The sequence below is a fragment of the Inquilinus sp. genome, from assembly GCF_039594555.1.
Classification (GTDB): Bacteria; Pseudomonadota; Alphaproteobacteria; order DSM-16000; family Inquilinaceae; genus Inquilinus.
Genome location: NZ_JBCNNF010000147.1, coordinates 1 through 15,536 on the forward strand (window position 1 = coordinate 1; position 15,536 = coordinate 15,536).

The window sequence follows — 15,536 nt, forward strand, 5'->3', positions numbered from 1 at the left end:
CGTCGGCTCGTCCAGGATCAGCACCCGGCAGTTCAGGGTCAGGGCCTTGGCAATCTCGACGATCTGCTGGCTGGCGATCGGCAGCTCGCCGGCCTTCACGTCGACCGGCACCGGGTGCAGGCTGGCCAGCACCGCTTCGGCCCGCCGCTTCAGGTCGCGCGTGTCCAGCCACAGGCCGCGCCCGAGGCCGCGGCGGCGGTTGGTCTCGGCCATGAAGATGTTCTCGGCCACCGTGGCGTCGGGGCACAGCGCGATCTCCTGATGCACCAGCCCGATGCCCAGCGCCTGGGCCGCGGCCGGGCTGGGGATCCGCACCGGCCGGCCGTCCAGGCTGACCGTGCCGCGGTCCGGCTGGTGCACGCCGCCCAGCACGTTCATCAGCGTCGACTTGCCGGCGCCGTTCTCGCCCATCAAGGCGTGCACCTCGCCGGCGCGCAGCTCGAACCGCACGCCGGACAGCGCGCGGACCGGGCCGAAGCTCTTGGCGATGTCGTGGACGGTGAGAAGCGGCGGTGCGGTCACGTCGACGGCCTTCCTGGGTCGCGGAGGCCGGCCGGGGCGGTCCCGGCCGGCGGTCGGATCGGCGGTTACTCGTCGATGCCCTTGGTGCCGCGACGCTTCAGGTACTTGTCCCAGTAGAAATCGTCGGCATTGGACGCCGTGACCACGGCGTAGCCGTTGTCGATGAACGGGATCACCATCGGATTCTTGCCGGCGCTCTTGGCGTCGTTCATCGGGTCGATCAGCTCAGGATGGGCGGCCATGTACAGCGCCATGAAGCCCATATAGCCCTGCATGCCCTGGTTCGGGTTGACCGAACCGAAGACCTGGCCGGCCTTGATCATGTCGAGGATCTTGGCGTTCACGTCGGCGGTCATGACCTTGATCTTGCCGCCGAGCTCGACGCTGGCCTGGGCGGCGCCGAGGGCAGAGTTCGCCTCCGGCATGAACAGCGCGCCGAGATTGGGGTTGGCCTGGGCCATCGACAGCACGGCCTGGTAGGCCTTGTTCGGGTCCTGGTTCGAGGCGGCGCGGGCCACCAGCTTCATGTCCGGCCACTTCTCCTCCATCCGCTTGATGAAGGCGGCGACGCGGCGGTCATGGTTGTCCTGGCCGGGATTCTCCAGCACGCCGTATTCGCCCTTGCCGCCCATCGCCTCGGCCACCGCGTCGGCCGCGCCCTTGCCCTCGAGGTCGTTGTTCGAGGTGATGAAGGCGGTGCGGTTCGAGTTCGGCGAGTCCGCGGCGAAGGTGACGATCGCCGTGCCCTGCTCGATGGCGCGGTTGATCGGTTCGATGAACGGGTCGGAGTTCATCGGATGCACCAGGATGCCCTTGGGCTGGCGGGCCAGGATCTGGTCGAAGCTGGCGATCTGCTTGGTGACGTCGTAGTCGGGCGTGCCGGTGTAGATGGTCTCGCAGCCCATCTGCTTGCCGGCCTGCTTGAACATCTCATAGACCGGGAACCAGTACTCGACGCCCGAGACCATCACGTTCATGGCGTAGAGCTCGCCCGGCGCGCAGCGGAACGGCTCCGCGGCATTCGCCGGGGCCGTCGCAGCGCCGGACAGGGCCATCGCCAGGGCGGCGCCCGCCAGGAACCGTGCGCGAAGTGTCGTCATCATTCATCCTCCCCTGATTCCGGCGGCGTCCTTGCGCAGCCGGTTGTTGATGTAAATTTCAATGACTGAAATTTCTTCCCTTCAACAAAGCGAGGTTTGCCGGCGGCGTCAAGCGCTTTGTCGGTGGGCCAAACAGAAAAGGGCGCGCCGGCAGAACCGGCACGCCTTGGAATGATGGAGGATGGCGATCAGTTGAGCTGGGATGCGTGCGATAGTCTCTCCGAGTTGAAGCCCGCCATCCGGTTCACGCCCCGGTCATCGAGTCCGAGAGGGTTCTGTCACGCCGGCCCGCACGGTCTTGGCGCGCCGATATGGTCTGGTTGCCCGTCGTCGAGGCGATGTCGGCCACGGGGCCGCTCCGCATCCTCTTCATTCGGCGGCGGGGCAGGCCGCCGGGCCAGGGCGACGCTCAGACCCGCGCCAATGGCGAGGCAGGCGGCGATGCAGAGGATGGCAATGACAAAGGCCTGGGTGAGGGCCGCCGGATCGGTGCGCGCGCCGAGGACGGTGTAGAAGATCCCGCCGATCACCGCGACGCTGAGCGCGGTGCCGACCTGCAAGGTCGAGCTGGCAACGCCGGCGATCATGCCGGACAGGGCCGGCGCGACGCGGCCCGTCACCATCCGCATCAAGGTCGGCAGGGCGAGCCCCTGGCCGAAACCGATGACGAACAGGAGGACGGCAAGCGGCACGGGCGCGGGGGACACCCCGGCCGGCGCCGCCATGATGGCCCAGACCAGGCCGACAAACCCGGCGGCCTCCAGCCCCATGCCGACCGGATTGACATAGGCACCGAGGATGCGCCGGCAGAACGGAGTCGACAGCGGCCCCAGCAGGAATCCCGCACCGAAGGGCAGGAAAACCAGGCCGGCGGCCAGCGCGGTCCTGTGCAGCGCATCCTGCAGATAGACCGAGAACAGCAGGAAGAAGGCCGCGATCGCGTAGAACAGCAGCGCGATCAGCAGCGCCCGGCCCAGCCCCGGTGCCCGCATGGCGGCCGGATCGACCAGGGGCGTGCCGCCCGCCCGGGCCAGCCGAATCTCATAGCGCCAGAAGAACCACGCCAGCACGGGCGCGGCCATGAGCGACAGCCAGGACCATGGCGGCCAGCCCGCCTCGCGCCCCTCGATCAGCGGCACGATCAGCGCGCCCAGCGTCGCCATCGACAACACCGTGCCGCCGAGATCCAGCCTGCACGCGTCCTGGGCCCGCGTTTCCTTCAGCAGGGGAATGCCGAACAGCACGACCAGGAGCGCCACCGGCAGGTTGACGAGGAAGATCGCCCGCCAGCCCAAGCCCCAGAGATCGAGCGAAATCAAGATGCCGCCGAGCGCCTGACCGACCACGGAGGCCAGGCCGAAGACCGCGCCATACAGGCTGAGCGCGAGCGGCTTTTCGCCTTCAGGGAAGATCGCCTGCACCGAGGCGAGCGCCTGCGGCGCCATTACCGCCGCGGTCACGCCCTGCAAGGCGCGGCCGACGACGAGCGCCCATGGCGCCCCTGCAAGGCCGCACAGCGTCGATGCCGCTGCAAAGCCGACCAGCCCGATGAAGAACACCCGGCCGCGGCCATAGAGATCGCCAAGGCGGCCGCCGGTGATCAGCGTCACGGCATAGAGCCCGGCATAGGAGGAAATGACGAGCTGCTCGGCAGAGGACGAGGCGCCCAATTCCCCACGGATCGAGGGCAGGGCGACATTGACGATGAAGAAATCGAGCGGCGGCAGGAACGCGCCGATCAGCAGGATCACGAACATGGCCCAGCGGCGCGGGTCGGGCGAGGCAACGTCACCCCGGGGCCGGGCAGCCAACAGGGGCTCCGGTTGAGATTCTATCGTGCTCACGGATGCTTTCCGTTCTCGATGGTGAACGTCGCCATCGCCGACCCGGTCAGGTCGCTCCGACGGCGGTCGCGGTGGCGCTCAGAGAGGTACGGCCAGGCTGCGCTGCGGCTTGACGGCGGTGACCAGATCCACGTCGGCCATCACCCGCGTCGTTTCCGGTGAGGCCAGGGCCGTTTCCATGGCGGCCTCGTCCCGGAAGACGCAGATCGCGACGGCGATCAGGCCGCCGCCATCTCCCCGCGGAAAAAAGCCCGCGAGGCGTTCCAGCCCGTACGGGCCCCAGCATTCGCGCACGAGCGGGAAATGGACATTGATCCAATGCTCGCGGTCGAACGGCGTGTCGGCATTGCCGGCATAGGTCACGTACATGGTGGTCACGGCAGTCTTCCTCAGTTCCGAGTGTCGAAATCGGTGGCGATGGAGATGTCGCGCCAGGCGGCGATATCGGCGCGGAATGCTTCGAGCTTCCGCTCCGCGATCGCGTGGGCTCGCGGCCCGAGCGGCAGGTGCAGCGGCGGATGCTCGGAATCGATGGCCTGCAGCATCACGGCGACGGCCTTGGCGGGATCGCCCGCCTGCTTGCCGTTGTTGGTCTCGCGATACTGCCGCCTCGCCTGCGCGATGTCGGCATAGGGGGCGATCTTCCGCGCCGCGGTGACGATCGAGCGACCGAGAAACTCGGTGCGGAACGGGCCGGGCTCGACGATGATCACGTTCAGCCCCAGGGGGCGGAGCTCCTCCGCCAGCGCCTCCGACAGGCCTTCCACCGCGAACTTGGTCGCGTTGTAGATGCCGGAGCCCGCGGAACCCGCGATGCCGGCGCCGGAGGACAGGTTGACGATGCAGGCTCCTGCGCGCTTGCGGAGCGCCGGCAGCGCGGCCCGGGTCGTCTCGATCAGGCCGAACACATTCGCCTCGAACACCGGACGGTATTCGCCGGGCTCCGCCTCCTCGATCGCCCCGAAGAAGCCGAATCCGGCGTTGTTCACCAGGACGTCGAGGCCGCCGAAGGCGCTCTCGGCCAGCGCGACCGCCTCCGCGGCGGCGCCGGGTTGCGTGACGTCAAGCGCAACGCCGCGCACTGTATCGGGGTAGCGGTCGCACAGCGCCTGCAAGGCATCGACCGAACGCGCGGTGGCGACGAGCCGGTCGCCGCGCCCGGCGACCGCCTCGGCAAGCTGCTTCCCCAGGCCGGACGAACATCCGGTAATCAGCCAGGTTTTCACCAGATCCTCCTGTGATCCGCCGGACGAGGGCCCGCTTTACGAGCGGCTCGTCCGCACCAGGTGGATTTGGGATGATCAGATCTGTACGATAACTGACAGTATCGAACGATCTCCGTTCACTTTTGTGGGTCGGCCCGATGGAGTGGAGCGACGTCCGGATCTTTCTGGCCATAGCCCGTTATGGCACGCTGGGCGGTGCCGCCCGTGCGCTTCGCCTGAGCCATCCGACGGTCGGCCGTCGCCTCCGGGCTCTCGAGCAGGCGACCGGCCATACGCTGTTCCAGAGAACGGCCGACGGCTTCATTCCGACCGAGGAGGGCAATGCCGTCATCGCCATGGCGGAGCAGATGGAAGAAGGCGCCTTAGCCATGGAACGGCGGCTCGCCGGGCAGGAGCAGAACCTTCAGGGCAGCCTGCGCATATCGTCGGCCGACTGGTTCGGCGCCTATGTCCTGCCGCCGATCATCGCCGATTACGCCAAGGCCTATCCCCTCGTCGATCTCGAGATCCTGACGGGCACCCGCCTGTTCAGCCTTGCCCAGCGGGAGGCCGACATCGCCTTCCGGATCGTCCCGTTCAACACGCCCGATGTCGTGCAGCGGCGGTTGGTCCGACTGGCCTATGGCGCCTATGTCGCGGCGGACTCCCCCGAGCCGGCCTATGGCGATGGAACCGGCTTCCGCCTGATCACCCACGACACGTCGACAGGCCAGTTCCCGGATATCGCCTGGCTCGAGGAGAGCTTCCCGAATGCGCGGCCCGTCCTGCGCTCGAACAACCGGAATGTGCAGGGGCGCATGTGCAGGCTAGGCATCGGTATCGCCGTTCTGCCGCAGGTGGTCGGCGACCAGATGGCGGGCCTGCGCCGGCTCGCCCTGCCGGCGGAGCCGCCCGGCCGGGATATCTGGATGGGCTATCATCGCGACATGAGGCGTCTTCACCGCCTGCGCGCCTTCATCGCCACGGTGAACAAGCACATCGCGGAGGCGCAACCCTGACTCGGAGCCCCTGAGGCCGGCCGCGAAAAAGGGCGCGCCGGACGGCACGCCCCTGGTCGAAGGCTCAAGAACAGATCTCGGTCGCAGGCACCGCTGTGCCCGCCCCCCTACTTCATCGTCGGCATGACGAATTCGGCGCCGGCGCGGATGCCGGTGGGCCAGCGGGTGGTGATGGTCTTCAGCTTGGTGTAGAAGCGCACCCCCTCCGGCCCGTGCATGTGGTGGTCGCCGAACAGCGACGACTTCCAGCCGCCGAAGGAGTGGAAGGCCATCGGCACCGGGATCGGCACGTTGATGCCGATCATGCCGACCTGGATCTGGCTGGCGAATTCGCGTGCGGCGTCGCCGTCGCGGGTGAAGATCGCCGTGCCGTTGGCGAATTCATGCCGGTTGATCCACCCGGCCGCGGTCTCGTAGTCCGGCGCCCGGGCAACCGACAGCACCGGCCCGAAGATCTCCTCGCGATAGATCTTCATGTCGGTGGTGACATGGTCGAACAGCGAGCCCCCGATGAAATAGCCGTCCTCATAGCCCTGGCGGCGGAAATCGCGCCCGTCGACCACCAGCTTCGCGCCCTCGGCGACGCCTGAGTCGATGTAGCCGCGCACCTTGTCGAGATGCTGGCGGGTGACCAGCGGCCCCATCTCGGCCTCCGGGTCGGTGCCCGGGCCGATGGCCAGGGCGCGGACCCGCGGCTCCAGCCGCGCCATCAGCGCCTCGGCGGTCTTCTCGCCGACCGGCACCGCGACCGAGATCGCCATGCAGCGCTCGCCGGCCGAGCCGTAGGCGGCGCCCATCAGCGCGTCGACCGCCTGGTCGAGATCGGCGTCCGGCATCACGATCATGTGGTTCTTGGCGCCGCCCAGCGCTTGGCAGCGCTTGCCGGTGCGCGCCGCGGTCTCGTAGATGTAGCGGGCGATCGGGGTGGAGCCGACGAAGCTGATCGCCGCGATGTCGGGGTCGAACAGCAGCGCGTCCACCGCCTGCTTGTCGCCATGCACGACGTTGAACACGCCGTCCGGCAGCCCGGCTTCCTTCAGCCAGTCGGCCAGCAGCAGCGAGGCCGAGGGGTCGCGCTCCGACGGCTTCAGGATGAAGCAGTTGCCGCAGGCCAGCGCCACCGGGAACATCCACATCGGCACCATGGCCGGGAAGTTGAACGGGGTGATGCCGGCGACGATGCCGAGCGGCTGGCGCAGCGAGTGGCTGTCGACCCGGGTGCCGACATTCTCCGTCACCTCGCCCTTCAGCAGCTGCGGCGCGGCGGTCGCGAACTCGACCACCTCCATGCCGCGCTGGACCTCGCCGCGGGCGTCGCTCAGCACCTTGCCGTGCTCGGCGGTGATGGCGGCGGCCAGCTCGTCGGTCCGCTCCTCGACGATGCGCAGGAAGCGGTTGAGGATGCGGGCGCGGCGCAGCGGCGTGGTCGCCGCCCATTCCGGAAGCGCCTGCTTCGCCGCGGCGACGGCGGCGCGGACATCGTCGACCGAAGCCAGGGCGACGCTGCCGCTCTGCTGGCCGGTGGCCGGGTTGAAGACCGGGGCGCTGCGCCCGCTGGCGCCCGGAACCCGGCGGCCGCCGATGAAATGCTGGATCTCGGTGGGCATGGTCGTCTCCTCCTCTGCTGCCGGCACCTTCCCGCTTTACCCGACGCGCATCAACGCACAGGATCGAGCAACCGTTGTGCGGGATTTATAGCCATGGACTGGGACCATCTGCGCGTCTTCCTGGCGGTCGCCCGGCAGGGCCAGCTGCTGGCCGCGTCGCGCAAGCTGGGGCTGAACCACGCCACCGTGGCGCGCCGGCTGGACGCGCTGGAGGCGGATCTGGGCACGGTGCTGTTCGACCGGCGGCCGGCCGGGTCGGTGCTGACCCAGGCCGGGGAGCGGCTGCTGCCGGTGGCCGAGGGCATCGAGACCGCGCTGCTGGGCGCGGCGGAAGGGCTGCGGGAGGACGAGGCGGAGGTGACGGGCACGGTGCGCATCGGCGCGCCGGACGGCCTCGGCAACCATTTCCTGGCGCGGGAGCTGGGGCGCTTCGCCCGGCAGTATCCCAGCCTGACGGTCGAGCTGGTGCCCCTGCCCCGCAGCTTCTCGCTGTCGCGGCGAGAGGCCGACCTGGCGATCGGGCTGGACCGGCCGGTGGAGGGACGGCTGATCGTGTCGCGGCTGACCGATTACAGCCTCGGAATCTATGCCGCGGCCGACTATCTCGCTACGGCGGGCACGCCGAAGGACGCCGACGCGCTGGCCGATCATGTCGTGGTGACGGGGGTGGAGGACTACGCCTACGCCCCGGGGCTGGACTATGCCTGGGCGCTGGAGGGCCGGTCGCCCCGGCGCTTCCGCTGCGCCAGCGCCACCGGGCAGCTGGAGGCGGTGCGAGCCGGCATCGGCATCGGCGTGCTGCACGACTTCGCCGCCGCCGATGTGCCGGGGCTGGTGCGGATCCTGCCGGAGGTCGGGTTCCGCCGCAGCTACTTCATCCTGTCGCATCCGGACACCGCCGGGCTGCGGCGGGTGGCGCTGTGCCGCCAGTTCATCGCCCGCCGCTTCGAGGAGGAGCGGCGGCGGTTCCTGCCGGGGTGACCGATCCGCATTCCCAGCACCGTCATTGCGAGCGCAGCGAAGCAATCCATGCATCCGCTCTTGCGGGACGATGGATTGCTTCGTCGGCTTCGCCTCCTCGCAATGACGAGAAAGGCCAGAGAGCCGGTCTTCAAAGAAACAAGACCGGGCAGGCTGCCCCACCGCAGCCTGCCCGGGGACGCGGGTGGCGCCGGCTACCGGCTGGCCACCCCGGCGCAGGCGTTCTGCCCGTCCAGCGAGCGAAGATAAGCGGTGACGGCCGCGATATTGCCGACACCGATCCTGCCGCCATGCACCGCGCTGAGATTGGGGCGGAACACATCCGCCAGCGTCGCCGCTTGGCCATTGTGGAAATAGGAGGACGACTGCCAAATGCCGGTCAGCGTCGGCGTGTCGAAGCCCACCCCGGCCAGCGGCTGGCCCGACCCGGTGCCGGAGGAGGGCTGCACCGTGCCGACATCGTGCCGCTGGTTGTCCTGGCTGACGGCATTGCCGTGGCAGGTGGTGCAGCTGGCCGCCTGGAACACCTGCTGGCCCCGCTGCGCCTCCGCCGTCAGGCAGCCCTGCGCCGTCCGGAACGGGCTGCGCGGGAAGGTGCTGAGCGATGTGACATAGGCGGCGAGGTTGTCGAGATCGGCGCTCTTGCCCGCCTTCTTCGGGCCCAGCGGGTTGATGGTGGCGGCATAGTCGGCGTCGCTCATGAAGCCGGCGCCTTCGAACTCGTCGCGGATGTCCTTCTCGAAATCCTGCAGCTCGTCGAAATTTGCGGTCCAGTGCAGCTTGCCCATGGCCGGGCCGACGCCCTGCCGCCCCTGCAGCGAGATGGTGCGGCGCAGCCCCTCGCCGCGCTGGGTGAAGTCCCAGACCATGCCGTCGCTGTCGCCGTCGACATGGCAGCTAGCGCAGGAGATGTAGCTCTCGCTGCTCATCCGCGGGTCGGCGGCGTTGTAGAAGACCCGCTTGCCGGCCAGCACCGCGACCGGCAGCGGCTCGGTCGCCACGGTCGGGATCGCCGTCGGGGCCGGGGTGACGAAATCCTCACCGGTCAGCACCTTGCTGACGTCGTGCACGGTGACGCCGCGGTCGAGGAAGGCGTTGACGAACAGCCGCTTGCGGGCGGCGTCGAGATAGAGGCCATGCGGCGTGCGGCCGATGCCGGCGATCGACCCGACCACCGCGCGGCGATAGGGGTCGACGATCTCGACGCTGTTCGACTCCATCTCGGCGACGAAGATGTAGTTGCCGCTGGGGGCGAACAGCGCGGCGCGCGCCGGCGCCCGGTTGTTGAAGTCGATCTGCTCGGCGAACACCTCCTTGCCCTGCGCCAGGTCGAGCTGGGACAGGATCGAGCGCACGGTGGTGTCGGCCTTCAGGTCGATCTGCTTGCGGTAGCGGCCCTGGACGATGTTGTCCTTCTTCGACGGCAGGATGGCGCGCCGGCCGTCGGGCGAGATCACGACCTGGTTCATGTAGTTGGCCACGCCCGGCGCCGCGGCCTCCGTGGCCGGGGTCGTCGTGTCGACCGGCAGGGCGATCACGGTCGGGCCGGCCGTGGTGGCGAGGTTGACCTTGTAGACCTCGCCCTGATTCATCTTCGAGCGGAAGCGGGTGACATAGGCCGTCTTCGAGTCGGCGCTGACGGCGATGCCGCGCACGTCGCCGCCGCCCGGCAGCGTCACCCGGCGGGTGATGGCGCCGGTCGACGGGTTGAACACCGCCAGCACCGACTTGCCGGCCAGGGTCAGAAGGCCCTTGCTGCCGTCCGGCGTGAACGTCACGCCATAGGGAGCGCTGCCGTAATCGAGGGCGAAGGTGCTGACCGCCTTGGTCAGCGGGTCGATGCGCAGCAGCTTGTCGTCGCCCTGCACCGCGACCCACAGCTTGCCGCCGGGGCCGAGGGCCAGGGTCTTCGGCTCCTTACCGACCGACATCTGCCAGGACTTGGCCAGGGTGGCGGCGTCGATCGCGGCGACGGTGCCGGCATCGGGGTCGAGGGCGTAGACCGCCGTGGCGTTGCCGACGATGTTGCTGCTGTGGGTCGGGGCCGATGCGGTGACCGGGTAGATCACGCTCTGCAGGAAGGAGAAGGAGGTCTCGGTCCCATCCTCGGTCACCACCGTCACCGACACGGTGTAGTTGCCCGGCGTAGGATAGGTGTAGCGCGCGATCGGGCTGGCCGCGGTGGTGGTCACCGGCGCGCTGCCGTCGCCGAAGTTCCAGATGTACTTCGCGCCGCTGAGCCCCAGCGCGGCGGGGTCGAGCGCGACCGCCTTGGCCACCTGCTGCTGCGGCAGCACCGACGGGCGCGGGTTGAAGATGCCGTCGATCTCGGCATCGGTCAGCACCCGCTTGTAGACCCGGACGTCGGACAGGATGCCCTTGAAGGCGACCGGGTTGCCCTGGATCTGCCCCAGCATCTGCAGCTTGTCGAAGATGCCCATGACGCCGGGGGTGCCGGTGGAGGTGACCTTGACGCCGTCGATCACCATCGACTGCGCGCCGGTGGCGGAATCGCGGGTCATGGCGACCTGGTGCCACTGCCCGTCATTGACCGGCGCCGCGGACCGGGTGACCGGATTGCTGGCGTTGCGGTCGCCGACCGAAAGATTCAGATAGCCGGCATTGTCGATCCAGCCCCAGAACACGTCATTGGCGCCGCCGACCTGGTCGCGGCCGAAGATGCCCGGCGCCTGCCACGGGTTGCTGTTGCCGATCTGGCTGGTCTTCATCCGGAAGCTGACGGTGGCGGTGCCGCCCAGCGTGTAGGCGATGCTGTCGCTCTCCAGCTCCACGCCGGTGGTGCGCGGGGTGAAGTCCAGCCCGCCATCGGCATAGCTGTCCTGGCTGCCGGCCCTGCCGTCATTGCTGCCGGCCACGTCGGTCAGCGTGCTGGCCAGCGGCCAACGGTTGACATAGGAGGTCGGGACCAACTGGCTGCCGGTGGTGAAGCTGGAGGCGAACTCCGTGGCCAGGCCATTGCCGGCATAGTCCTTCAGCCCGCCGGCGGTCAGCACGACCTCGTATTCGGTGTTGAGCTGCAGCGGCTCGGCCGGGGAGAAGTTGACGATGCCCAGCTGCACGCTGTAGGTGCCGGCCAGCGCCGCCCCGCCCTTGGGCCGGACGATGAAGGTGTCGGCATTCACCGTCTCCGGCAGGATGCTGTCGGACAGGGCCAGGCCGATGCGCGACGTCTGGGCCTGGTGCAGCACGCCCGCGGCGGGCGACACGGTCAGCACCGCAGGCGGCGTCGTGTCCGGCGCCTTCTGGTGCGGCCGGAACGCGGTGTTGGTGCCGTGGTCGCTGCCGACGAAGACCAGATTGCCGAACATCGCCACCTGGCCGAGATCGGGGTCGCGGTTGCCGCGCGGCGGCACCGTCACATTGTCCGGCACCCGCTCGGACCGGCCGATCTCCGGATAGGAGGCGGGGTTGGTGATGTCGAGCTTGAAGATGTAGCGCTGCGCCCCGACGATCAGGTGGTCGTCCTGGGCGGCGCAATAGAGGCCTTCCTCGATCGGCGTAGTCTCGTTCTCGATCACGACCTGGCGCGGGTTCGAGACGTCGTAGCCAGCCATCTTGCCGTCGCCGTTGCGGCCGGAGGTGTAGAGCTTCCGGCCGTTGAAGCAGGTGGCGTAGTAGTTCGGGAAGGTGCTCTTGCCGCCGATCACGGTCGGGTTCAGCGGGTCGGAGATGTCGAGGGTGGCGAAGCCCGACGTGGTCTCCATCGAGGTCAGCACCATCTCGTTGCCCATGGCGAAGATCGGGCCGGCGCGGAAGCCGCCCAGCTCGCCCACCGGCAGCGGGTTGGGCCGGCCGTTGCCGCGGTCGGCCAGCTTGGCATTGGCGGGGTCGCGGGCGTCGACGATGAACATGCCGCGGCTGGCCGACGCGACGTAGAGATAGGGCGCCTGCCACCACATCTGCCAGTTCACGTCCTCATAGTCGCCGGCATTCACGCCCGGCAGCACCAGCTTCTTCACCTGCTTGATGTCGTTGATGTCGGTGAAGTCCCAGAACTCGACGCCGTAGATGCTGGGCAGGGCGATGTAGTCCTTGCCGCCGATCGTGGCCTGGCCGAAGGCGTGCGGCTCTCGGAACTCCTTGGTCCGCCCGTCCGGCTCGTAGATCGTCTTGACCAGCTTGATGTCGCGCGGGTTGCTGACGTCGTAGATCAGGAACCCACCGGTCGCCTCGCCGCTGTCCGGCGCGAACAGGGTGACGAAGTAGCCGTTGTGCATGACCCCGACATTGGTGCCGTAGGGTTTCTGCGGGCTGGTGTTGCCGGGGATGGTGTACTGCACGACCGGGATGCCGTTCTGATAGGTCCCGTTGTTCCAGTCGATCGTCGAGATCTCGCGGAACAGCTCGGCATCGGTGTAGGTGAGATTGCCGAGGCCCGGGCCGTGGAGCGGAAGGGTCTGGGCTGCCGCAGGGTGGCCCGTGGCCAGAGACAGGGATATCAGGCTCACGGCCAGCAAGGCCGATCGACAGGCGTTCATCGCTCCCCCTCCATTGTCCGGCTCCGGCCCGGGAGGCAGCGGCGGGACGTGGTTTGCCCTGTCCGCCGGTCCTCTCAGGCCCGGAAATCGGCTGGCGGCCCCGTGGACGGGACCTGATTGCGAGGGATGGTGAAGTCTCCGGAAATGAGTGTCAATAAATCTCAATCATTGAAATATCTTTCATAAACAATATCGAATGCTATTTAAATGAAGACACACGCCGGTCAGGTCGCGAACAGCGAGCGCAGCGTCCCTTCCAGGTCCGGCTCGGGGCTGGAGCAGACGCCGAGGACGACGGCGTCGCCCTCACCCACCGAGACGTAGCCATGGCCCATGGTGCTGTCGAGATAGATGCTGCCGCCCGTCTCCAGCCGCACCGGGGCGTAATGGTCGGTGTGCACCTCAATCGCTCCGTCCAGCACGTAGATGAGCTCCTCCCCCGAATGGCGGACCAGCGGGCCGAATTCTGCAATGTCGCGGACCTTGACCGTGGTCAACACCGGCACCATCCGCTTCCGCTGCAGCTCGGTGCAAAGATACAGGTAGTCGTAATTCGGGGTGACCTGCAGCAGCCCCTCGCCCGGCCGGCCGATCGCCCGCCGCGCCAGCATCTCGCCGGAGGCCGCCGGCGGCGACAGCAGCTCCGCCAGGGTGACGCCCAGCCCCTCGCTGATCTGCAGCAGCTTGTCATAGGTCAGCGACATCTGGTCGTTCTCGACCTTCGACAGGGTCGAGACCGCCACCCCGGTGCGCTGGTTGACCTCCTGCAGCGTCCAGCCGTGCCGGCGCCGCAGTGCCTTCAGGCATTCCCCGAGCTTGGGCTGAGTGGGCATGCACGGATCCGCCGATGGATGGTCGATCACCCTATGTCGGCGGCCGGGTTGATCGCAAGGACCTCGAATTTTCCGATACACTTAAGGATTTGACACAAACGCTATAGCACAGCAGTCTCGGCCGACGGAGGCTGCGGCGCCGCCTATGGCGGCCGCGACCGCGCCCCTATTCTGCCGGGAGGAAGCGATGACCCATGACAGCCCCCTGCCCCCGAACCTGAACGCCCGGATCGACGCGTTGTTCGCGCGCTGGGCCCGGCCGGAGTCGCCCGGCGCCGCGGTCAGCGTCACCCGGCACGGGCGCGAGATCCATCGCGGCTTCTACGGCATGGCCGACCTGGCCCATGCCGTGCCGATCGACGCGCGCACGGTGATCCGCATCGGGTCGCAGACCAAGCAGTTCACCGTGCTGCTGGCGCTGATGCTGGAGGCCGAGGGCAGGCTGTCGATGGAGGACGATGTCCGCCACCACCTGCCCTGGCTGCCGGAGTATCCGCAGACGGTGACGCTGCGCCACCTGGCGGCGAATGTCGGCGGGCTGCGCGACTTCCTGGAGATCATGATGCTGGGCGGGCTGGACATCGGCGCGCCCTCCACCCGCGCCGGGGCGCGGCGGATCATCGCCGGCCACAAGGCCGTCAACTTCCGCCCCGGCACCGACCTGATCTATTGCAACACCGGCTTCTTCCTGCTGTCGGAGATCATCGAGCAGGTCTCGGGCCGGAGCTTCAACGAGCTGCTGGAGCAGCGCATCACCGGCCCGCTGGGCATGCGCGACACCCGGCTGATGCGCTGGGATTCCGAGATCCTGCCGCGGCTGGCCGACCATCACACCCACGGCCCCGACGGCGGCTGGCACAAGGCGCAATGGGGCGTGGTGCTGGGCGGCGAAGGCGGCATGGTCTCGACGCTGGAGGACATGCAGACCTGGCTGGCCAATCTCGACGCGCCGAAGGTCGGCACGCCGGAGATGCTGGCCCGGATGTCGGCGCCCGGCGCGGTGATCGACGGCATCCCCTCGCCCTACGGCCTCGGCCTCGTGACCTGCCGCTATCGCGGCCTGGCCAGCATCGGCCATGGCGGCGGCGTCGCCGGCGGCCGGTCGGAATCGGTGCGCTTCCCGGAGGCCGGGATCGGCATCGTCATCCTCGGCAACACCGACGATATGGGCCCGTTCTCGCTGGCCCGCCGCATCCTGGACCTGGTGCTGGGCCATGAGCCCGGCCCGCCGCGCGAGACGGCGGCCACGGAGCGGCTGCAGCGGGCCATCGGCCTGTACCGGGCCGAGGATGGCGACGACGTGTTCGGCGTGGCCGTCCGGGACGGGCAGCCCGTCTTCGTCAGCAACATGAATGGTGGCATGCCGATCGAGCAGGTCGGCGACGGCGCCTTCATGCCGGAGCGGGGGATCGTGCCGCTGGAGTTCGCGCCGCGCGACGACGGCGACATGGACACGCGCTGGTTCGGCCGCCCGCGGCGCTTCCGCCGCCTGGCCGACGCCGCCCTCTCCGTGACGGCCGGCCTGGCCGGGCACTATGCCGACGCCGCCACCGGTTTCGAGGCCGCGATCGCCGAGGATGAAGGCGAGACCGTGCTGAGCCTGCGCAGCCCGTATGGCGTGTGGCAGACGGCGCTGGAGGCCCGTGCCCCCGACCTGTTCCTGGCGGTGCCGCGCCGGGCCACCGCCGACACGCCGCCGAAGCCCGGCGCGATCGAGGCAGGCGGCTGGGAGTTCACGGTCCGCCTGGTGGCCGACGGCATCGTGCTGAACGACGACCGCACCAAGCACCTGCACCTGGTGCGGACGGCCTGACCTATCCTTAGGTATGCCCCGCACTGATCGCATGTGCGATTAGCCGGGCGGGCCTGCTGCGCTAGCTTGTCCTGGCACAGCGGCATCCCCCATCACCGCTGATGCCTGCAGCC

11 protein-coding genes are annotated in these 15,536 nt (G+C 68.7%); 3 read left to right on the top strand and 8 right to left on the bottom strand.

Translation table 11 applies throughout. The features are described from left to right. The 5 genes from ABDW35_RS17085 to ABDW35_RS17105 form a co-directional block, all read right to left on the bottom strand. Nucleotides 1-522, bottom strand: a 522-nt coding sequence (locus ABDW35_RS17085) for an ATP-binding cassette domain-containing protein (protein ID WP_343715088.1), incomplete at its 3' end; no start/stop codon positions are given. Between the two features lie 65 nt (nt 523-587). Continuing rightward, on the bottom strand, nt 588-1,625 hold the full coding sequence (locus tag ABDW35_RS17090; protein WP_343715089.1) for a substrate-binding domain-containing protein: 1,038 nt from the start codon (nt 1,623-1,625) through the stop codon (nt 588-590). Nucleotides 1,626-1,900: 275 nt separating this feature from the next. Next, nucleotides 1,901-3,379, bottom strand: coding sequence for an MFS transporter (locus ABDW35_RS17095; RefSeq protein WP_343715090.1), 1,479 nt, complete (start codon nt 3,377-3,379; stop codon nt 1,901-1,903). A gap of 165 nt (nt 3,380-3,544) precedes the next feature. Next, nucleotides 3,545-3,835 carry an EthD family reductase gene (locus ABDW35_RS17100; RefSeq protein ID WP_343715091.1) on the bottom strand — a complete coding sequence of 97 codons (291 nt, stop codon included), beginning with the start codon at nt 3,833-3,835 and terminating at the stop codon, nt 3,545-3,547. Nucleotides 3,836-3,855: 20 nt separating this feature from the next. After that, a complete protein-coding gene (locus tag ABDW35_RS17105; protein ID WP_343715092.1) occupies nt 3,856-4,692 on the bottom strand; it encodes an oxidoreductase in 837 nt (278 codons plus the stop codon). Between the two features lie 137 nt (nt 4,693-4,829). Here ABDW35_RS17105 and ABDW35_RS17110 point away from each other — a divergent pair, with 137 nt between their 5' ends. Continuing rightward, nucleotides 4,830-5,690 (top strand): LysR family transcriptional regulator, encoded by an 861-nt coding sequence (locus tag ABDW35_RS17110; protein WP_343715093.1) that lies wholly within the window; start codon nt 4,830-4,832, stop codon nt 5,688-5,690. 107 nt (nt 5,691-5,797) lie between these two features. On the opposite strand, the gene ABDW35_RS17115 is transcribed toward ABDW35_RS17110, so the two are convergent. Next, nucleotides 5,798-7,297, bottom strand: a complete 1,500-nt coding sequence (locus ABDW35_RS17115) for a CoA-acylating methylmalonate-semialdehyde dehydrogenase (protein ID WP_343715094.1) — start codon at nt 7,295-7,297, stop codon at nt 5,798-5,800. A 93-nt stretch (nt 7,298-7,390) separates the two neighbouring features. On the opposite strand from ABDW35_RS17115, the gene ABDW35_RS17120 reads away from it, so the two are divergent. Then, complete coding sequence (locus ABDW35_RS17120) at nt 7,391-8,278, top strand: LysR family transcriptional regulator (protein ID WP_343715095.1); 888 nt, start codon at nt 7,391-7,393, stop codon at nt 8,276-8,278. A gap of 194 nt (nt 8,279-8,472) precedes the next feature. On the opposite strand, the gene ABDW35_RS17125 is transcribed toward ABDW35_RS17120, so the two are convergent. Then, nucleotides 8,473-12,777, bottom strand: a complete 4,305-nt coding sequence (locus ABDW35_RS17125; protein WP_343715096.1) for an Ig-like domain-containing protein — start codon at nt 12,775-12,777, stop codon at nt 8,473-8,475. A 224-nt stretch (nt 12,778-13,001) separates the two neighbouring features. Then, a complete protein-coding gene (locus tag ABDW35_RS17130; RefSeq protein WP_343715097.1) occupies nt 13,002-13,610 on the bottom strand; it encodes an XRE family transcriptional regulator in 609 nt (202 codons plus the stop codon). 187 nt (nt 13,611-13,797) lie between these two features. On the opposite strand from ABDW35_RS17130, the gene ABDW35_RS17135 reads away from it, so the two are divergent. Continuing rightward, nucleotides 13,798-15,423, top strand: coding sequence for a serine hydrolase domain-containing protein (locus ABDW35_RS17135; RefSeq protein ID WP_343715098.1), 1,626 nt, complete (start codon nt 13,798-13,800; stop codon nt 15,421-15,423). Nucleotides 15,424-15,536: the final 113 nt, after the last annotated feature.